The following is a 17847-nucleotide window of genomic DNA, read 5'->3' on the forward strand; positions in this document are numbered from 1 at the left end:
TGAAGGACGCTTTCAGCCCGCCTTGCGGGGCAGCGCTTTCCGCATCACGGAACGCTGCGCCAGTTCGGCACGCCCAGAAAGATCAGCCGCAACCGCCGTTCGGCCGTGCGCCCGATCTCGTCGTCACGCGAAGGCGCCTCGAGCAGTTCCAGCACCGTCGTGAGCATGGTCGTCACGATCAGGTCGGCGAGCAGATGGAGGTCTTCGGTACTCCATTCGCGGAGATTGTCGAACCGCGCGAGGTCGACGGCGAGCTCGCTGACGAAGAGCTTGAGTTCGAACGCGATCGCCTGCCGGACCGGCCCCGTGCCGCCGTACCGCTCCCTGGTCAGGAAATGGAAGTGGTCCTCGTGCGCGCGTACGTGCTCGCGCAGGATGCGCACGGACGTCCTGATCATGTCGTTGTAGGCGGCAGGCTTGGTGCGTGCCGAACGGATCATGGTGCGCAGGGTCCGCATCGACTCCTCGACGAGCGCCACGCCCAGTTCGTCCATCGACGCGAAATGACGGTAGAACGCCGTCGGCACGATCCCGGCCTGCTTCGCCACCTCGCGCAGACTGAGCCCGGAGAACCCTCGTTCCGCCACCAGGTCCAGGGCGGCGTCCAGCAGCGCCTGCCGTGTGCGCTGTTTGCGCTCCTGCCGGGAAACGGGCTCCGTTGTCACGACGGACAGCGTAATCGCCTCCGCGGTATCACTCACGTCACATCGCCCTCCTCTCGCGTTGACAAGCGCGACCATCGCCACTTCACTATTGAGTGTACAAGCGTTCACTGAATTTGGGAGAAGTGATGACGGCACTGGTACCGCGCAGGGCCAGGCGGCTGGCCTCGCTGGCCGAGGCCCTGCTCACGCCCCATGGCATGGACCGCTACCTCGAACTCGTCGATCCGATGCTGGTCCGCCGGGAGATCCGCGGCCTGGTCACCGACGTCCGGCGGCAGACACCCGACACGGTCACGCTGACCATCCGGCCGAGCCGCGCCTGGCGGGGACATCTCGCGGGCCAGTACGTGCGGGTGACCGTCGAGATCGACGGCGTCCGCCGGACCCGCTGCTACTCACCTGCCGGTTCGGAGCACGACGGATCACTGGAACTGACCATCAAGGCCGACCCGCAAGGGCTCGTCTCGCGCCATCTGAACCGCACGGTCACCATCGGTTCGGTGCTCGGACTGTCCACTCCGGACGGTGGATTCACCCTGCCATCGCCGAGGCCCCGCCGGATCCTGCTGCTGAGCGGCGGAAGCGGGATCACCCCCGTCCTGTCCATGCTGCGCACGCTGGCGGACGAGAAGTACGAGGGCGATCTCGCGTTCCTGCACTACTCCAACGGCGCCGAGGACGCGCTCTACCGCGCCGAGCTCGCCGACCTCGCGCGCCGCCTGCCCGGACTGCGGGTGGTACACGCGTTCACTCACGCCAAGACCGGCGGCGACCTGCACGGGTTCTTCTCGAAGGAGCACCTCGCCGAGGCCGCGCCGTGGTACCCCGACGCCGAAACCTTCCTTTGCGGGCCGAAGCCATTGATGGACTCCGTCCGCGAAGTCTTCGAGGCCGACGGGCTGGGCGCACATCTGCACACCGAAGAGTTCACGCCGCCCGCGCTCACCTTCGACACCGAGAACGCCGAAGGGCAGGTGCGGTTCGCGCGCAGCGGCCGCGAGTTCGCCAACTCCGGGAAACCGTTGCTGGAGCAGGCCGAAGAGGCGGGGCTCAGCCCGGAACACGGCTGCCGGATGGGCATCTGCTTCTCCTGCACGCAGATCAAGACCTCCGGCTGTGTGCGCAACGCGAAGACCGGCGAGACCTCGAGCGAAGAGAACGAAGAAATCCAGCTCTGCATCTCCGTCCCGGTCGGGGACGTCGAGATCAACGCTTAGAAAGGAGCCCGTGATGACCGGCTTGCAGGACAAGCTCACCCCCGCCCAGGTCGAGGCGTTCGGCCGCGAACTGGACGAGATCCGGCAGCGGATCGTCGCCGATCTCGGCCAGGCCGACGTCGACTACATCCACAACGTCATCAAGACCCAGCGCGCGCTCGAGGTCGCCGGCCGCGGGCTGCTGTTCGCCGGGTTCTTCCCGCCGGCGTGGGTCGCCGGGGTGACCGCGCTCTCCGTGGCGAAGATCCTCGACAACATGGAAATCGGCCACAACGTCATGCACGGCCAGTACGACTGGACGCGCGACCCGGCGCTGAGCTCGCAGAAGTTCGAATGGGACACCGTCGCGCCGTCGGAGAACTGGCGCCACTCTCACAACTACATCCACCACACGTACACGAACATCCTCGACAAGGACCGCGACATCGGTTACGGCGTCCTGCGGATGGACACCGCGCAGAAATGGCATCCGTACTACCTGGGCAACCCGGTGTACGCGACGCTGCTCGCACTGTTCTTCCAGTGGGGCGTCATGCTGCACGACCTCGAGTTCGACCGCGTCGTCAAGGGCGAGCGCAAGTGGTCGGACAACAAGGAGGTCGGCCTGAAGATGCTCAAGAAGGCAGGTCGCCAGGTCGGCAAGGACTACGTGCTGTTCCCGCTGCTGACCGGTCCGCTCGCGCCGCTGACCCTCCTTGGCAACGCCACCGCGAACCTGACCCGCAACCTGTGGGCGTTCTCGATCATCTTCTGCGGGCACTTCCCCGCCGAGGTCGAGAGCTTCACCGAGGAGGAGACCGAGAACGAGTCGCGGGGCCAGTGGTACCTGCGGCAGATCCTCGGCTCGGCGAACATCACCGGCGGCAAGCTCTTCCACATCATGACCGGGAACCTCTCGCACCAGATCGAGCACCACCTGTTCCCGGACATCCCGGCGCGCCGCTACCCGGAGATCGCGGGCGAGGTGCGGGCGATCTGCGAGAAGTACGGCCTGCCGTACAACACCGGCCCCCTGCGCAAGCAGCTGTTCTCGGTGGCCAAGAAGATCGTGAAACTGGCCCTTCCGTGGAACGGTGAGCCCCGCACACCGGCTACCGTGGAGAGCGACAAGACCCTCCGAGCGGCTTAAGGTGTCTGACATGGTCGGTCAGTTCGAAAGCACCAAGGACGTGGTCCAAGAGGTCACCGAGTCCGCGGCCACCCATATCGGCAACATCGCGACGATCATCACCGGCGCGATCCGGGACATCGCCCGCGAGACCGGCGACTGGCTGACGGACGTCATCGAGATGCGCGAGGCGTCCCAGCGGGCGCAGGCGGACGAGACCCGCGAGGACTAGCGGCACAGGTCGCCGAAGATTACGGAAAACCCCATGGGCACGAGGTGGGTGGCCACGGCAGGCTGAAGCCGTGACCACCCACCTCGCCCTGCCTCGACGCGTCCTCAGCGCACAGCTGAGCCGCGCGTACTGGGCCGAGCTGGTGTGGGTGATCATCGGCGCGCCGCTGACACTGGCGTTCGTGGTGCTCGTGGTCGTGGGGCTGCTCCTCGGCTTCGGCCTGAGTCTGCTCACCATCGGGCTGCCGGTGCTCATCGGTGTCCTGGCTGGCGCGCGGCTGATCGGCATCGCCCACGTCGGCCTGGCGCGCGTCCTGCTCGGGACGACGGTCACCCCGCCCGCCCGGCCCGAACCGCGGCCAGGGCTCTGGAACGGCGTGAAAGGACGGCTCGGGGATCCGCTCGGCTGGCGCTCGATCGCCTACCTGCTGATCCGGCTGCCGCTGTCGTTGATCGAGTTCTTCCTGGTCGCGTCCCTCTTCGTCTACGCCGTGAGCACGCTGAGCTATCCGCTGTTCTGGTTCACCCTGAACGGCGAGGCCATGCCGACGTTCGACCTCCGCGTCGACACCTGGCCCCTCACCCTGCCGCTCGCCGTCACCGGGCTGGCCGTCCTGCTGGCGATGCCGTGGGTGGTCCACGGTCTCACCGAATTCGACCGTCTGCTGGTGCGCGGAGTCCTGGGGGCCGAGGACCTCTCCCAACGCGTGCGCGATCTCGAACGCAGCCGCGCGACCGCGGTCGACGACGCGACGCGGCGGCTGCGCCGGATCGAACGCGACCTGCACGACGGCGCGCAGGCCCAGCTGGTCGCGCTGGCGATGAAGCTCGGCATCGCGAAGGACGAGCTGGCAGGCGGCGGCGACATCGAGCAGGTCACCGCCCTCGTCACGGCCGCGCACGCCAACGCGAAACAGGCTCTGATCGAGCTGCGCGACCTCGCCAGGGGCATCCATCCCGCCGCGCTCGACGCGGGCCTCGACGTCGCTCTGTCCACTTTGGCCGCGGGTTCGGGCATCGACGCGCGGATCACCGTGGACCTGCCGGACCGGCCTTCGCCGTCGATCGAGACCATCGCCTACTTCACCGTGGCCGAGCTGCTGACGAATGCCGCGAAGCACACTTCCTCCGCGATCGAGGTCGACGTGGGTATCGTCGGCGAAGACCTGCGGCTCGTGGTGCGCGACGCCGGCGAAGGCGGGGCCCGGCCGGTACGCGGCGGAGGGCTCGCCGGGATCGCCGAGCGGCTCGCGACGGTGGACGGCGGGCTCGACATCGACAGCCCTCCGGGAGGGCCTACGGTGATCAGCGCGGATATACCGATACGGAAATAGGGGGCGGCGTGCGCGTCGTGATCGCGGAGGATTCGGCCATCCTCCGGGCGGGGCTCGTCGAACTGCTGAACCTTCGGGGGCACGAGGTCGTCGCGGCCGTCGCCGACGGGGACAGCCTGTGCGCGGCGGTGCGCGAACACCGCCCCGATGTGTCCATTGTGGATATCCGAATGCCGCCGACGCACACCGACGAAGGGCTGCGCGCGTCCATCGCGCTGCGCGCGGAACTGCCGGGATGCGCGATTCTGCTGTTCTCGCAGTACGTCGAGACGCAGTACGCGACGGAGCTCCTGGCGGACCGCGCGGGCGGTGTCGGCTATCTGCTGAAGGACCGCGTCGCGGAGGTGTCGGACTTCCTCGACGCGCTCCGGCGGGTGGCCGACGGCGAGACCGTTCTCGACCCAGAAGTGGTCAGCCAGCTGTTCACCGCCACCCGGAAGACGGACGCGCTCGCCGGGTTGACACCGCGGGAGCGTGAGGTACTGGGCTTGATGGCCGAAGGCCGGTCGAACTCGGCCATCGCGGCGGCGCTGTTCCTGTCGGCGGGCTCGGTGGAGAAGTACGTGTCGAGCATCTTCGGGAAGCTGGCGCTGCCCCAGTCCGAAGGGGACAACCGGCGGGTTCTCGCCGTGCTGCGGTATCTGGAGTCCTAAGGGCGGTCTGAAGGGGACTTTTCCCGCATCTCGTGCGGTGAAGGGCGCTTTCGCCGCGTCGCACGGGCCTGTCGGCGAATTCGCGGCCACGCGGAGGATCCCCTGGTCGGCGCGTGATCTTAAGGCGAACTCGCGTGACTGAAGGGCGAACTCGCGTGATTGGACGGCGAACTCGCGTGATTGGAAACGGAACTCACGGCGGATCCGGCCTAGCGAGGCTCCACCGGAACGCCGTCCACCTCCGGCAGGCACAACTGGACCCACGCGACATCCCGCCAGGCGCCGTGCTTGTACCCGATCCGCCGGTACGTCCCCACCGGCTCGAAGCCCAGCGCGCGATGCAGCCCGGCGCTCGCGTCGTTCGGCAGCACCATTCCCGCGCAGAAGTTCCGGAATCCGCGCGACGCCAGCTTGTCCAGCAGCGCCTGATAGAGCGCGCGGCCGCCACCCGTCCTCCGGCGGCCGAGCTCCAGATAGATGCTGACCTCACATGACCATCGATAAGAAGGCCGACCACTGAAGGGGCCTCCGTAGGCGTAGCCGGCGACGCGGCCTTCGTCGTCTTCGAGCACAAGCCATGCGTGTGAGCGCTGTGCCTTGGCGATGCGCTCGGCCATCTCGTCCGGCTTGGGCGGCTCGGTCTCGAACGAGATCACCGTGTCGGTGACATACGGCGCGTAGATCTCCGCACACGCCGTCGCGTCGGCTTCCGTCGCTTCCCTGATCACCATGGCGACCATAGTAACCGAGGCTGCCACTATAGTGGGCAGCATGTCGGATCCCTTGTCCGCGTCGCTCGCCGCGACGCTCCAGTCCGCGAGACTCGACCAGAACCTTTCGGCCAACGCCCTCGCCGAGTCCTCGGGCGTGTCCAGGGCGATGATCGGCAAGATCGAACGGGGCGAGGCGCAGCCGACGGCGGTCCTGCTCAGCAGGCTTTCCGCCGCCCTCGGGATGACGTTGTCCGAGCTGATCGCCCGCGCCGAACACGGCGACCGGCGCGTCGTGCGCGCCGCCGATCAGCCGACTTGGACCGATCCCGACACCGGGTACGTGCGCCGCGCGGTCTCACCCACGCTCGGCGGGCCACTGGAACTGGTCGAGGTCGTGCTGCCCGCCGGCGCCGAGGTCGCCTTCCCCGCGCACACCTATGCGCTGACCCATCACCAGATCTGGGTGCTCGACGGGCATCTGCGCTTCCGCGAGGGCGACGTCGAACACGAACTCGACGCCGGCGACTGCCTCCAGCTCGGCACCCCCAAACCGTGCGCCTACGTGAACCCGACCGGCGAGCCGGTCCGATATCTGGTCGCCCTCGCCCGGCGGCACGCCTGATACTCGGCTGATGAACCAGCGGGCACTTGCGTACGTCGCGGCGAAAGTACGCGGCGGGCACGAGGCCGGACTGCCGGTGACACTGCATTTCCATCCGGACAGGTCCACAGTGGACGGACGCCCGCTGCTGGCGGCGATGGCGGAGGACGGGTTCTACCGTAACCAGTTCGAAACCGGGACGAGCAACGGAGGACTCACCGCGTATCCCGGCGGAGATCGCTGGCACTGGGAGAGCCGGATGTTCGGCGGCGCCTACGACGACGCGGCCGCCGCCGAACGACCGAAGTACGGCGCCTTGAACTTCCGCCGCCGCGCGGTCGGGGGCGCGCCGAGATTCGGCTCCGCCCATTTCCGGATGGCCGCGCACACGGCCGCGCGGACGACGTTCTGCTACCCGGACAGCGTGCTGAACCCGGCGGATTTCGGCTGCGGCACCAGGGTTTCCGCGCTGATCGCGCTGGCGGAGCAGGCCGATACCGATCTTCTCGACGACTACATCGAGGCCCACGTCCACGGCCCGGTCGATCTCACGACGGACGTCGAAGCCCTCGTTCTCGACCCGAGCCACCGCGGCACCGACGTCGAAAAGGCCGCGGCGAGACTCGGTTGCCCGGTCGAGTGGCATCCCGGATTCCGCCTGTCCACAGAAGAACTCGAACAGCACCCCAGGTACCGCGGTCCCGGATTCGTCGAACTCGGCCTGGCACTGGCCGAAGACGGCTACCTCGACCCGCGAGTCCTCGGCGAAGCCCGCGACGTCGACCAGCAGGCCCTCAAACGCGTCTGGCACTACGTGGCGCGCTACGGGGCACTACCGTGAAGAGCATGTATTCCACGGAGATCGAGGTGCGTACCGGCAGCGTGGCCGTGGTGCACGACCTGACCAGGGACGCCGAGGCCTTCCTGCGCGACGCGGACGCCGAGGACGGGATCCTGCACGTCTTCGTCCCGCACGCGACGTCCGGGCTGGCGATCCTCGAGACTGGCGCCGGCAGCGACGACGACCTGCTGGCGGCGCTCGACGACCTGCTCCCCCGCGACGACCGCTGGCGGCACCGGCACGGCAGTCCCGGTCACGGCCGTGACCACGTCCTGCCCGCACTGCTGCCGCCGTTCGCGACGATCCCGGTGCTCGGCGGGGCGATGACGCTGGGCACCTGGCAGTCGGTCTGCCTAGTGGACACCAACCTGGACAACCCGGTCCGGCGTGTCCGCTTCAGCCTTCTGGAGGGCTGACCGGCCCGGCCACAGCGCGAGCACCAGCCCCGCCGCGAGCAGTCCGCCGAGCACCCACACCCCGGTCGCGACGTCCGGCGCGCCGGGCACACCCTGCAGCAGGCTCCGGAGCCCTTCCGCGGCGAACCGGAACGGCGTCCAGGACCACAGCACCGCGCGGTACGCGGGATTCAGCAGCTCCGGCACCTGACCCGCGACGGCGGGCGCGACCAGGTACAGCGGGCCGAGGATCGCCATCGCCCGTACGCCGAGCAGTCGCAGCAGCCCGGTCTGCAGGGCGGCGAACCCGGTCGAGGTCAGGAAAAGGAAGCCGAGGACGTCCCAGCCGAGCGGGAGCGCGGAGTCCCACAGCTTCAGGAATCCGGCCAGCACCCCGGTGACCAGCACGCCCGCCGAAACGATCTGCGTGAAGCGCGCGGCGGCTCCCGCGTCCCGGCCGATCCGCCGTCCGGCCAGGATCAGCACCGCGCCCGCGGCGAGGCAGCCGACCCACGCGAGCGCGCTCAACGCGAGCGGCGCGACCCTGCCCGCCGCGCTCGCGGGATAGAGCGTTTCGACCTTCGGCGTCCCGCCGAGTGCCTGCGCGGCACCGGTCAGCGCCTGTTGCGCGATCTGTGTTCCGGACGGGTTCACCGCGCCGGAGACCACGACCGTCGACGGCAGTTCGAGAACGCCGTAGACCTCCTTGTCCGCCAACAGTTTTCGCCCCTCCTCTGGCGTGGTCACCCGCCACGAGACCTGGCCGCCACCATGGGACGCGATCCCCTTCGCGGCCGCCTCGAGCGGGCCGGGGGGTGCGGCGACGGCGATGGGCAGCCCGTCGGGCGCGACGGTGGCCTGCGCGCCGAAGGTGAGAAAGCCGAGCACGACGGCGACCAGCGCACCGGCCACCGCGGCGAGTAAGGCGAAGGCCCCGGCGGGGCGACGGTTCGACATGACCGTTCTCCATTTATTCGTCAGCTGTTGAATTAACTGCCAAGGTAGGCGCACCGCCCACGGAAGTCAACAGACGTTGAATAAGCTCACCGGTACCGTCGACCGCGTGACTACTCCGCACCGGCTCGTGCTGTGGGACATCGACCAGACCCTCGTGGACCTGCGCGGCATCGGCGCCGCCTGGTACACGACCGCGCTCGCCGAGGTCGCGGGCGTCGAGCTGCGGGCGTTGCCGAATTTCGGCGGCCGCACCGAACGCGCCATCAGCGCGGACATCCTGACCTCGCACGGCGTCGAGCCCACCGAGGAGAACGTGCGCAAGCTCTGGCTCGCGCTGATCGCGGTCTCCGAAAGCCACGCCCCAACGCTGGCTTCGAGCGGCCGGGCGCTCCCGGGCGCGAAGGACGCGCTGAACGCCTTCGCGACGCATGGCGGCGTCGTCCAGACTCTGGTCACCGGGAATCTGCCGGAGATCTCCGTGCACAAGCTGACCGCGTTCGACCTGCACGAGCACGTGGACTTCGAGATCGGCGGCTACGGCTCGCTCTCGACGCACCGCCCCGATCTGGTGCCCGCCGCCGTCGGCCACGCTTCGGCGAAACACGGCACCGAGTTCGCTCCTGCGTCGGTCGTCGTCATCGGCGACACCCCGGACGACGTGCGGGCCGCGCTCGACAACGGCGCCGTCGCGGTGGCCGTGGCGACCGGGCAGTTCAGCGCGGAGGAACTGGCCGACGCGGGCGCGCACACCGTGCTCGGAGACCTGTCCGACCTGGCAGCGGTACGTGCGGCCGTGCTCGGAGACGTTAACTAAGCTCGCTTCATGGCATACCCAGGCGGCAACGGCTGGCCGGAGCAGCAACCGCAACAGCCCTACCGGCAGCAACCCCCGCAGCAGGGCTACCCACCCCAGCATCCGCCCCAGTACGCCCAGCAGCAGTACCCGGGTTACCAGCAGTTCCCGCAGCAGACGTACCAGGGGTTCTCGCCGGAGCCGCCGAAGAAGGGCAACAAGGGGCTGTGGATCGGCCTCGGCGCGCTGGTTCTGGTGATCGCCGTCGGTGCCACGCTCTTCTTCGTCCTTCGTGACGGCGAAGAGCCGCAGCCTCAGGCCGGGCCGCCGCCTTCCTCCGAGCCGGCGCCCCCGTCGACTTCGGCCTCGAAGCCGCCGTCCTCGAGCAGTGGTGCCCCGAAGGACAACAAAGTCCCCTCGACGACGCCTGGCTGGCAGGGGATCCTGTCAGTGAAGGACAAAACCGCCTACGACCTGCCCCCGTCGGGCTGGGAGACCAAGCCGGGCCAGATCGTCGGCTACAACGAGGGCGAGTTCAAGATGGTCATCCACGAGGCGTCGACGTACAAACTCGGCGCCTGCCCGGATGCCCGCGGCTCGAACCGCGGTGTCGTCGGCTTCGCCACCGCGGACCAGATCCCGGTCGAGAACGCCGCCAGGGGCGCCGTGCGGCTCTGGATCCAGTCCGCCACCGGCAAGCAGGACGTCCCGATGCCCGCCATCACGCAGGTCCCCATCGCGAGCGGGTCGATCCAGGCGGTCAGCTCGACCGGGACGTTCATCCCCGCCGAAACCGAGGACTGCCGGGCGCCGAGCGTGAAGGTCACTTCGGCCGCGTTCAAGTCCGGCGACCAGACCATCTGCTTCGTCATGGCCATCGACCAGGGCACGCCGGACGCGCTGCCCGAGGCGGACGCACAGAAGATCCTCGCGAGTTTGAGGCCGCAGCAATGACCGGCCCCGGTGGGCGGATCGACGAACCTCGGCCGTGGTTCGTCGATCCGCTCACCGGGCAGCCGCTCGAAACCGAAGCCGAACAGACGAGGCCGCTCCCCGTCGTCCGGGACGCCGACCCGCCGCGCCGTCGCCTCCGCCTCAGGCCGACGCTGGGTGTCCTCGGGCTGGCCGTCGTCCTCGCCGTCGGCACGACGGCCACCTACCAGGCCAAAACCGCGCCTCCACCGCCGTCCGCCCACGAACTCGTCCTGCCCGATCCGGCACCCGCCACGCGGATCCGGCCCGTGATCGCGGGCTGGCAACCGGTGGTGTCCGACGATCACCCGTTCGTCTACGACGTCCCGCCCGATTGGAAGCTCGAAGAGCCCGACGTCGCCATCGGCTACGAGACCCCGGCCGGCGACCTCGTCACCCTGCAGGGGGTCGCGCGGTTCCGCCGCGCCTTCTGCCCCAGCACCGATCTCTCGGCACGAGCGACGGCGGGCTTCACCACCATCGACGAGGGCGAAGTCGGCGGCCTCGCCCAGGCCGCCGAGGAAACGACGCTGCGCTGGGCCGAAGCGGCGTACGGACGCTCCCCGAAGGCGGAGGTCGGCGAAACCGGCCCGCTGCCGGTCCTGGACGGCGGGACGACCGCCACCGCCGTGACCACCACCGTCGTTCCCGATCCGGACGGTCCGTGCCCCGCCCCGTCGGTCGCGATCACCGCGATCGCCCTCCCGCTGCGCGCGCTGCCGGGATCAGGCCGCTACCACGTCCTCCTGGTACTGGCGGACCAGGAGATCCCCGGCGCGATAGCCAGAGATGTCGTCCTCAAGATGGGTGAGAGCATCCGTCGCGAGTAGCACTCCCCTAAGGGAAAAATGGGTCCCGTGCCGGATGTGTCCGAGCGGCTCCCGGACCTAGTTTGAGTTCCATGCCAAAAGGGGGAAGCGGGACGGCCGCGCCGGGCCGGACGCACAAGATCGCCACGGTGCTGAGGAACCGGCTGCCTTTCACCAGCCTCGTCACGCTGACCATGCTCGCGCTCGCCTTGGCCACGGGCGCGCTCTGGTCGGCCGCCGAGGACCGCGCGGTGTATCCGTACATCGCGTATGGGCTGCCGTCGCTCGAATCAGGCCGGTGGTGGACCTTGTTCACCGGACCGCTGTTCGCGGTCGTCCCGCTGTACTACCTGCCGATGGTGCTCAGCTTCGCGTTGTTCGCCGGGTTCGCGGAATGGCGGCTCGGCACCCGGCGGGCGATGGCCGTCACCATCGGCGGCCAGTTCGTCAGTGTCCTGGTGGCGGTCCAGTTCCTGGCGCTGAGCCGCAACTCCGGCTGGGAATGGGCGGAACGGGTCGCGGGCAGCCTCGACGTCGGCTTCTCCGGCGGCGCGCTCGCCGCGGTCGCGGTCGCCAGCGCCACCCTGCGTCCGCCGTGGCGGCTGCGCTTGCGCGCCGGGCTGTGCGTCTACGCCGGGGTCGCGATCATCTTCGTCGGCACGCTCGCCGACCTCGTGCACTTCTTCGCCCTCGTCCTCGCGCTGCCGTTCGGCCGGAAGTTCCTCGGTGCCAAGGATTCCTCGCGTGAACGGCGGCCGAGCCTGCGCGAGTGGCGGTTCTACGTCGTGGCCGGTCTGCTGGTGCTGACGGTCGCCGAACTGGTGATGTCCTTCGTGCCGGGCAACGGCCCCTTCGGTTCGTCCGAAGAGCTTTCGCTGTCCACCTGGGAAGTCGCCGTCCTGTGCCTGATCGTGGTGCCGATCATGAACGGCCTGCGCAAGGGCAGCCAGGTCGCCTGGTGGTGCGCGATGATCCTGACCTCGTTCGTCATCCTGCAGGTGATGGTCTACGGCGGGGTGCTCACGCTGGCGGAGCTCTTCGGCGAGGACGCCGGCGTGGTGGATCCGCCGCTGTTCTTCGTGGACAACCTGCTCTGGACGGTCGAATTCGCGCTCCTGGTCTCTTCGCGCGGCGCCTTCCGCGTTCCGTCGCGGCGGAAGTGCCGCCGTCTCGGCCGGATGGGCAACCCCGCGCTGGCCCGCACGCTGCTCAGCCGCCACGGCGGGAGCACGCTTTCGTGGATGACGACCTGGCCGCAGAACTCGTATTTCGTGGCCGCGGACGGCAAGTCCTACCTCGCCTACCGTCGGCACGCGGGGGTCGCCATCGCGCTCGGCGACCCGATCGCCCCGGACGGCGCCGCCGACCGGACGATCGCCGAGTTCATCACGATGTGCGAGAACACCGGTCTCGTGCCGTGCCTGTTCTCCGCCACCGGCGACACCACCGCCAAGACCGAAGAGCTCGGCTGGAAGCAGGTCCAGGTCGCCGAGGACACCCTGATCGAACTGGAAACGCTGGAGTTCCGCGGCAAGCGCTGGCAGGACGTGCGGACCGCGCTCAACCGGGCCGCGAAGGACGGTATCGAGTTCCGGCTCGTCCGGCTCGCCGACCAGCCGCGCGCGGTGATCTCGCAGGTCCGCGCGATCTCCGAGGAGTGGATCAGCGACAAGGGCATGCCGGAAATGGGCTTCACCCTCGGCGGGGTCGACGAGGCGATGGATCCCGAGACCCGCGTGGGTCTCGCGGTGGACGCCGACGGCGTGGTCCACGGCGTGACGTCGTGGCTGCCGGTGCACACCGGCGCGGGCGCGGTCGGCGGCTGGACACTCGACGTCATGCGCAAACGCGCCGACGGGTTCCGCCCGTCGATGGAGTTCCTGATCGCGTCGTCGTGCCTGGCCTTCCGCGAGGAGGGCGCGAAGTTCGTCTCGCTGTCCGGCGCCCCGCTGGCGAGCTCCGGCGAACCCGCGCACGCCGTCGAGCGGGTGCTGGATGCGCTCGGCACGATGATGGAGCCGTTCTACGGCTTCCGTTCGCTGCACGCGTTCAAGGCGAAGTTCCAGCCGCGCCACGTGCCGCTGTACCTCGCGTTCCGCGACGAGGCTGACCTGCCGCGGATCGGGATCGCGCTCGGCCGGGCGTACCTGCCGAACACCGGACTGCTGCGGCTGGCGAAGCTCGCGCGGTCGGGCAAGAAGCCTCAGCGGCTGCTCTCGAACCCGCAGCCGGCAAGGGCTTCTTCGCTGGCTTCACAGTAGAAGCGGCCTTAGGTGCGTGTTGCGAAAGTGGCTTTCGCAACGTCGGGGGCGGAGGTCCTGGTGCTGTGGGCTTTGCCCCAGGGGAAGCCTCAGCGCAACGTCGAAGGCGGCGGCGTGATGGTCTTGCGGTCGGCCTCCGGGACACCCCGGTAGGTCTTGAGGATCTTCAGGATCAGCTCGCGGTCCGCACCGCCCGGCGCGTCCTGTCCCGAATAGACGGCCAGGGCCGCCGAGGCGTCGCCGAGCTCCGGCGCGATCACTCCGACCAGGGCGCGCTGGGCGCCACACGCCCCCGGCGGGGTGACGACCTCCGCGAGGACGATGCTCGCGGGGACCTTCTTGCCGGTACCGAGGGTGAACTCGGTCGTCTGGGGCGGTTCCGGGGTGATCTTGGCGGTCAGCGGACCGTTCTCCGGGTTGTAGGCGCTGACGGCGAGATCGTCGACCGCCTTCCGCGCCGCGGCGGCGGGATCGGAGACCTTCACGTTCGCCACGCCGGCGCCGCCGAGCCTGCTTCGCTTCTCCTGCGGGCAGTAACCCTCGCCGACGAAGGCGCTGGCGACCATGGTGATGCCCGGGACCTGGGTGCCCTTCTCCCAGCCGTGGATCGTGCCGGGTTTCGGCGTCCAGTTCGGCGGGACGTCGTAGGCGTAGACGCCGTCCTTCCCTGCCACCGACTGCCAGCCTTCGGTCACCGGCGGCGCGACGACCCGAGGCGAAGGCGTGTAGACGACCGGGGCCCGGGTGGTCGGCGCGCTGTCCGAAGACCGGTCGCTGGTGTTCGAGAGCGCGGCGACCGCGATGACACCGATCGTCGCGAAGAAGCCGAACATGGCCCTTCGCCCGCTTCGCGACATCGGCTGCTTCGCGGGCTTCTGCGGCTCCGGCTCGGCTGGAGCCGGTGTCTCGGGAGCAGGCGTGTAGCCGGACGAGTCCGAGGGCTGATAGCCCCCGAACCCGTCCAGCGCCGCGTTGTCCTCGTAGCCCGGGGAATCCCGGCGCTTCTTGCCGAACATCACGAACGGACGAGTTTGACCAGGTGCTCCACGACCGCGTCGACGGCGATCTCTTCACGGTCGCCGGTGCGGCGGTCCTTGACCTCGACGACACCGTTCGCCAGGCCGCGCCCGACGACGAGGATCGTCGGCACACCGACGAGTTCGGCGTCCGCGAACTTCACGCCGGGGGTGGCCTTGCGGTCGTCGAGGACGACCTCGATACCCGCGGCGTCCAGTTCGGCGGCGAGCTTCTCCGCACCCGCGGCGACCGTCTCGTCCTTGCCCGCGATGACGACGTGCACGTCGAACGGCGAGACCTCGCGCGGCCAGACGATGCCGAGGTCGTCGTGGTTCTGCTCGGCGAGCACGCCGACCAGCCGCGAGACGCCGACGCCGTACGAACCCATGGTGATGCGGATGGGCTTGGAGTCCGGGCCCAGCGCGTCGAGCTCGAACGCGTCCGCGTACTTGCGGCCCAGCTGGAAGATGTGCCCGATCTCGATACCGCGCGCGGCGACCAGGGTGCCCTTGCCGTCGGGCGACGCGTCGCCCTCGCGGACCTCGGCGGCCTCGATCGTACCGTCGCCGGTGAAGTCGCGGCCCGCGACCAGGTCGACCACGTGGTGGTCGCGCTCGTCGGCGCCGGTGACCCAGGCGGTGCCGTCGACGACGCGCGGGTCGAGCAGGTAGCGGACGCCGTTGTCCTTCAGCGCCTTCGGGCCGATGTACCCCTTGACGAGGAAGGGGTTCTTGGCGAAGTCGGCCTCTTCGAGCAGCTCGAACTCGGCGGGCTCGAGCGACGCTTCGAGGCGCTTCGTGTCGACCTCGCGGTCGCCGGGGAGGCCGATGGCCAGCAGCTCCCACTCCTTCGCGCCCGGCTGGCGGGTCTTCACCAGGACGTTCTTGAGCGTGTCCGCGGCGGTGAAGGTGCGGCCGAGGCCGGCGTTGTTGAGGAACGTGACCAGCGACTCGATGGTCGGGGTGTCCGGCGTGTGGTGGACCTTCGCCTCGGGCAGGCCCTCGATCGGCTTGGCCTCGGGAGCGGGCGTGGTGACCGCTTCGACGTTGGCCGCGTACCCCGATTCGGTGCTGCGGACGTAGGTGTCCTCACCCGTCTCGGCGACGGCGAGGAACTCTTCGGAGGCCGAGCCGCCCATCGCGCCGGAGGTCGCCTTCACGACGACGTACTCGATGCCGAGGCGGTCGAAAAGCTTCGTGTAGGCCTGGCGGTGCAGCTCGTACGACTTGGTCAACCCTTCGTCGTCGAGGTCGAAGGAGTAGGAGTCCTTCATGACGAACTCGCGGCCGCGCAGGATGCCGGCGCGGGGGCGCGCCTCGTCGCGGTACTTGGTCTGGATTTGGTACAGGACGACCGGGTAGTCCTTGTACGAGCTGTATTCACCCTTCACGGTGAGCGCGAAGAGCTCTTCGTGCGTCGGGCCGAGAAGATAGTCGGCGCCCTTGCGGTCCTTGAGGCGGAACAACGCGTCGCCGTACTCGGTCCAACGGCCGGTGGCCTCGTAGGGCTCCTTCGGCAGCAGCGCGGGGAACTGGATCTCCTGCGCGCCGATGGCGTTCATCTCTTCACGGATGACGTTCTCGATACGGCGCAGCACCCGCAGGCCCAGCGGCAGCCAGGAGTAGCCGCCCGGGGCCACCCGGCGGACGTAGCCGGCGCGTACCAGGAGCCGGTGGCTCGGTACCTCGGCGTCCGCCGGATCCTCACGCAGGGTGCGAAGGAACAACGACGACATCCTGGTGATCACTTCTGGGCTCCTCGCTGGAATTACGTGCTGAGACGTTCTGCGCAGCGTAGTCACCCCGCCCGGGGGCGGTTCAACCGGTTATCGCGGGCGCCCGGTTTTGTCGGTGGGCGCCGCTAGCGTGCCGCCATGGGTATCGAACTGGGCATGATCACGATCGACTGCGCCGATCCGCGCGGGCTCGCGGAGTTCTGGACGAAGGCGCTCGGGGTCGAGGTGGATCAGGACCACGGCGGCGAGTTCCTGATCCTGCGCGCCAAGAAGGAGAACGGGCCGGTGTTCGCGTTCCAGCGCGTACCGGAGGAGCGGGCAGGCAAGAACCGGGTCCACATGGACTTCGGTACCGACGACATGGAGAAGGAGGTGGAACGTCTGGTCGGGCTGGGAGCGAAGAAGCTGGACAGGCACGAGATGCCGGGTTTCGCCTGGACGGTGCTGGCCGATCCCGTCGGCAACGAGTTCTGCGTCGCGGCCCACGGAGGGTGACGCCGGTCGCGACGGCCAGAATGGCGGCATGACGGAGCGAGCCATCCTGCCCTGGTCCGATATCGAGCTGCCCGAGGGCCTGAGCGCACGGCTCTACGACGGTCTGGGTCCGCTGCCGGACGAGGGCCTCGATGACGTCGAGGTCTACGTGTTGCCGTACGACACCGGTGCCGAGCCGATGAAGCTGCTCTCCCGGCTTCCGTCGCTGAAGCTCGTGCAGTCGTTGTCGGCCGGGGTCGAGAAGCTGATCCCGCTGGTGCCGGCGGGGGTGAAGCTGGCCAACGGCCGCGGCCTGCACGACCTCAGCGTGGCCGAACACGCGCTGGCGCTGATCCACGCCTCACAGCGGGATCTGCCGCGCTGGTTCGCGCAGCAGGCGACGGCGTCGTGGGAGCGGGAGCACACGCGTTCGCTGGCCGACAGCCGGGTGCTGCTGGTCGGCCACGGCTCGATCGGCCAGGCCATCGAGCGGCAACTGGTCGCGGCCGAGGCGATCGTGACCAGGGTGGCGAGCACGGCCCGGCCCGCGGAGCGCGTGCACGGTGTGGCCGAACTGCCGGAACTGCTGCCGTCCGCCGACATCGTGGTCCTGATCCTGCCCGAAACGCCCGCGACCATGGGCCTGTTCGGCGCCGCGGAGCTTGCCGCGCTGCCGGACGGCGCCCTGGTGGTGAACGTCGGGCGGGGTTCGGCGATCGACACCACGGCGCTCACAGCAGAGACCGTCTCCGGGCGGCTGCGTGCAGCGCTGGACGTCGTCGATCCGGAACCGCTGCCGGCCGGGCATCCACTGTGGACCGCGCCGGGAGTGATCATCACGCCGCATATCGCGGGCGGGTCGGCGTCGTTCTACCCGCGCGCGAAGCGGTTGGTCGCCGAGCAGTTGCGCCGGTACGCCGCCGGCGAAGAGCCGCTGAACCTCGTGAAGTGGTAAGGACGGTTAGAACCGTCCTGGCCACTCACGAGCCCTGTCTCCCGCGCCGAGGTGCTGCCCCGGCCGGTGGCGTTGCGAAAGCCACTTTCGCAACGTTGAAGGTTGCGAAAGTGGCT

The 17847-nt window shown here is 69.2% G+C and carries 19 protein-coding genes; 14 read left to right on the plus strand and 5 right to left on the minus strand.

The window, feature by feature from the left end; translation table 11 throughout:
* Positions 1 to 44: 44 nt before the first annotated feature.
* Positions 45 to 701, minus strand: coding sequence for a TetR family transcriptional regulator (locus ACFVM3_RS18730; RefSeq protein WP_378440165.1), 657 nt, complete (start codon positions 699 to 701; stop codon positions 45 to 47).
* 89 nt (positions 702 to 790) lie between these two features.
* On the opposite strand from ACFVM3_RS18730, the gene ACFVM3_RS18735 reads away from it, so the two are divergent.
* The 5 genes from ACFVM3_RS18735 (at position 791) to ACFVM3_RS18755 (ending at position 5208) form a co-directional block, all read left to right on the plus strand.
* Positions 791 to 1882: a ferredoxin reductase gene (locus ACFVM3_RS18735; RefSeq protein WP_378440167.1), complete on the plus strand. Its 1092-nt coding sequence runs from the start codon at positions 791 to 793 to the stop codon at positions 1880 to 1882.
* A gap of 13 nt (positions 1883 to 1895) precedes the next feature.
* Positions 1896 to 3011 carry a fatty acid desaturase family protein gene (locus tag ACFVM3_RS18740; protein WP_378440169.1) on the plus strand — a complete coding sequence of 372 codons (1116 nt, stop codon included), beginning with the start codon at positions 1896 to 1898 and terminating at the stop codon, positions 3009 to 3011.
* A gap of 10 nt (positions 3012 to 3021) precedes the next feature.
* The gene (locus ACFVM3_RS18745) at positions 3022 to 3222 is read left to right on the plus strand and encodes a hypothetical protein (protein WP_093934750.1); all 201 of its coding nucleotides are present in this window, start codon (positions 3022 to 3024) and stop codon (positions 3220 to 3222) included.
* 70 nt (positions 3223 to 3292) lie between these two features.
* Positions 3293 to 4555: a sensor histidine kinase gene (locus ACFVM3_RS18750; protein ID WP_378440171.1), complete on the plus strand. Its 1263-nt coding sequence runs from the start codon at positions 3293 to 3295 to the stop codon at positions 4553 to 4555.
* 8 nt (positions 4556 to 4563) lie between these two features.
* Positions 4564 to 5208, plus strand: a complete 645-nt coding sequence (locus tag ACFVM3_RS18755) for a response regulator transcription factor (protein WP_125673115.1) — start codon at positions 4564 to 4566, stop codon at positions 5206 to 5208.
* Positions 5209 to 5417: 209 nt separating this feature from the next.
* Here the strand turns inward: ACFVM3_RS18755 and ACFVM3_RS18760 are convergent, their stop codons facing one another.
* Entirely contained in the window at positions 5418 to 5948 is a 531-nt protein-coding gene (locus ACFVM3_RS18760) for a GNAT family N-acetyltransferase (protein WP_378440173.1), read from the minus strand.
* A 31-nt stretch (positions 5949 to 5979) separates the two neighbouring features.
* Between ACFVM3_RS18760 and ACFVM3_RS18765 the strand changes: the two genes are divergently transcribed.
* From ACFVM3_RS18765 to ACFVM3_RS18775, 3 genes are read left to right on the plus strand one after another with little or no spacing between them, the layout of a single operon-like run.
* Positions 5980 to 6543, plus strand: a complete 564-nt coding sequence (locus ACFVM3_RS18765) for a helix-turn-helix domain-containing protein (protein WP_378440175.1) — start codon at positions 5980 to 5982, stop codon at positions 6541 to 6543.
* 10 nt (positions 6544 to 6553) lie between these two features.
* Positions 6554 to 7363: a DUF3626 domain-containing protein gene (locus tag ACFVM3_RS18770; protein WP_378440177.1), complete on the plus strand. Its 810-nt coding sequence runs from the start codon at positions 6554 to 6556 to the stop codon at positions 7361 to 7363.
* 5 nt (positions 7364 to 7368) lie between these two features.
* Entirely contained in the window at positions 7369 to 7779 is a 411-nt protein-coding gene (locus tag ACFVM3_RS18775) for a secondary thiamine-phosphate synthase enzyme YjbQ (RefSeq protein ID WP_378440179.1), read from the plus strand.
* Here the strand turns inward: ACFVM3_RS18775 and ACFVM3_RS18780 are convergent.
* A complete protein-coding gene (locus tag ACFVM3_RS18780) occupies positions 7717 to 8715 on the minus strand; it encodes an ABC transporter permease (protein WP_378440181.1) in 999 nt (332 codons plus the stop codon). The genes ACFVM3_RS18775 and ACFVM3_RS18780 overlap by 63 nt on opposite strands.
* Before the next feature lie 127 nt (positions 8716 to 8842).
* Between ACFVM3_RS18780 and ACFVM3_RS18785 the strand changes: the two genes are divergently transcribed.
* The 4 genes from ACFVM3_RS18785 (at position 8843) to ACFVM3_RS18800 (ending at position 13550) form a co-directional block, all read left to right on the plus strand.
* The gene (locus ACFVM3_RS18785) at positions 8843 to 9529 is read left to right on the plus strand and encodes an HAD hydrolase-like protein (RefSeq protein WP_378440199.1); all 687 of its coding nucleotides are present in this window, start codon (positions 8843 to 8845) and stop codon (positions 9527 to 9529) included.
* 9 nt (positions 9530 to 9538) lie between these two features.
* The gene (locus tag ACFVM3_RS18790) at positions 9539 to 10462 is read left to right on the plus strand and encodes a hypothetical protein (protein WP_378440183.1); all 924 of its coding nucleotides are present in this window, start codon (positions 9539 to 9541) and stop codon (positions 10460 to 10462) included.
* A complete protein-coding gene (locus tag ACFVM3_RS18795) occupies positions 10459 to 11310 on the plus strand; it encodes a hypothetical protein (protein ID WP_378440185.1) in 852 nt (283 codons plus the stop codon). Before ACFVM3_RS18790 ends, ACFVM3_RS18795 begins: the two co-directional genes overlap by 4 nt.
* A 71-nt stretch (positions 11311 to 11381) precedes the next feature.
* A complete protein-coding gene (locus tag ACFVM3_RS18800) occupies positions 11382 to 13550 on the plus strand; it encodes a bifunctional lysylphosphatidylglycerol flippase/synthetase MprF (protein WP_378440186.1) in 2169 nt (722 codons plus the stop codon).
* 89 nt (positions 13551 to 13639) lie between these two features.
* On the opposite strand, the gene ACFVM3_RS18805 is transcribed toward ACFVM3_RS18800, so the two are convergent.
* Positions 13640 to 14566, minus strand: a complete 927-nt coding sequence (locus ACFVM3_RS18805; RefSeq protein WP_378440188.1) for a hypothetical protein — start codon at positions 14564 to 14566, stop codon at positions 13640 to 13642.
* Positions 14566 to 16314 carry a proline--tRNA ligase gene (locus tag ACFVM3_RS18810; protein WP_378440190.1) on the minus strand — a complete coding sequence of 583 codons (1749 nt, stop codon included), beginning with the start codon at positions 16312 to 16314 and terminating at the stop codon, positions 14566 to 14568. The genes ACFVM3_RS18805 and ACFVM3_RS18810 overlap by 1 nt, the downstream gene beginning before the upstream one ends.
* Before the next feature lie 126 nt (positions 16315 to 16440).
* Between ACFVM3_RS18810 and ACFVM3_RS18815 the strand changes: the two genes are divergently transcribed.
* Together ACFVM3_RS18815 and ACFVM3_RS18820 are read left to right on the plus strand one after the other, a co-directional pair.
* The gene (locus ACFVM3_RS18815) at positions 16441 to 16797 is read left to right on the plus strand and encodes a VOC family protein (protein WP_378440192.1); all 357 of its coding nucleotides are present in this window, start codon (positions 16441 to 16443) and stop codon (positions 16795 to 16797) included.
* A gap of 28 nt (positions 16798 to 16825) precedes the next feature.
* Entirely contained in the window at positions 16826 to 17731 is a 906-nt protein-coding gene (locus ACFVM3_RS18820) for a 2-hydroxyacid dehydrogenase (protein ID WP_378440193.1), read from the plus strand.
* Positions 17732 to 17847 lie beyond the last annotated feature (116 nt).

The sequence above is a fragment of the Amycolatopsis sp. NPDC057786 genome (assembly GCF_042797905.1).
Taxonomy (GTDB): domain Bacteria; phylum Actinomycetota; class Actinomycetes; order Mycobacteriales; family Pseudonocardiaceae; genus Amycolatopsis.

Excerpts from the sequence above, each read along its gene's own strand:
- ACFVM3_RS18800 (WP_378440186.1), top strand. The coding sequence starts at position 11,382 with ATGCCAAAAGGGGGAAGCGGGACGGCCGCGCCGGGCCGGACGCACAAG.
- ACFVM3_RS18775 (WP_378440179.1), top strand. The coding sequence starts at position 7,369 with ATGTATTCCACGGAGATCGAGGTGCGTACCGGCAGCGTGGCCGTGGTG.
- ACFVM3_RS18760 (WP_378440173.1), bottom strand. The coding sequence starts at position 5,948 with ATGGTCGCCATGGTGATCAGGGAAGCGACGGAAGCCGACGCGACGGCG.
- ACFVM3_RS18815 (WP_378440192.1), top strand. The coding sequence starts at position 16,441 with ATGGGTATCGAACTGGGCATGATCACGATCGACTGCGCCGATCCGCGC.
- ACFVM3_RS18790 (WP_378440183.1), top strand. The coding sequence starts at position 9,539 with ATGGCATACCCAGGCGGCAACGGCTGGCCGGAGCAGCAACCGCAACAG.
- ACFVM3_RS18780 (WP_378440181.1), bottom strand. The coding sequence starts at position 8,715 with ATGTCGAACCGTCGCCCCGCCGGGGCCTTCGCCTTACTCGCCGCGGTG.
- ACFVM3_RS18765 (WP_378440175.1), top strand. The coding sequence starts at position 5,980 with ATGTCGGATCCCTTGTCCGCGTCGCTCGCCGCGACGCTCCAGTCCGCG.
- ACFVM3_RS18745 (WP_093934750.1), top strand. The coding sequence starts at position 3,022 with ATGGTCGGTCAGTTCGAAAGCACCAAGGACGTGGTCCAAGAGGTCACC.
- ACFVM3_RS18740 (WP_378440169.1), top strand. The coding sequence starts at position 1,896 with ATGACCGGCTTGCAGGACAAGCTCACCCCCGCCCAGGTCGAGGCGTTC.
- ACFVM3_RS18735 (WP_378440167.1), top strand. The coding sequence starts at position 791 with ATGACGGCACTGGTACCGCGCAGGGCCAGGCGGCTGGCCTCGCTGGCC.
- ACFVM3_RS18770 (WP_378440177.1), top strand. The coding sequence starts at position 6,554 with ATGAACCAGCGGGCACTTGCGTACGTCGCGGCGAAAGTACGCGGCGGG.
- ACFVM3_RS18795 (WP_378440185.1), top strand. The coding sequence starts at position 10,459 with ATGACCGGCCCCGGTGGGCGGATCGACGAACCTCGGCCGTGGTTCGTC.
- ACFVM3_RS18805 (WP_378440188.1), bottom strand. The coding sequence starts at position 14,566 with ATGTTCGGCAAGAAGCGCCGGGATTCCCCGGGCTACGAGGACAACGCG.
- ACFVM3_RS18820 (WP_378440193.1), top strand. The coding sequence starts at position 16,826 with ATGACGGAGCGAGCCATCCTGCCCTGGTCCGATATCGAGCTGCCCGAG.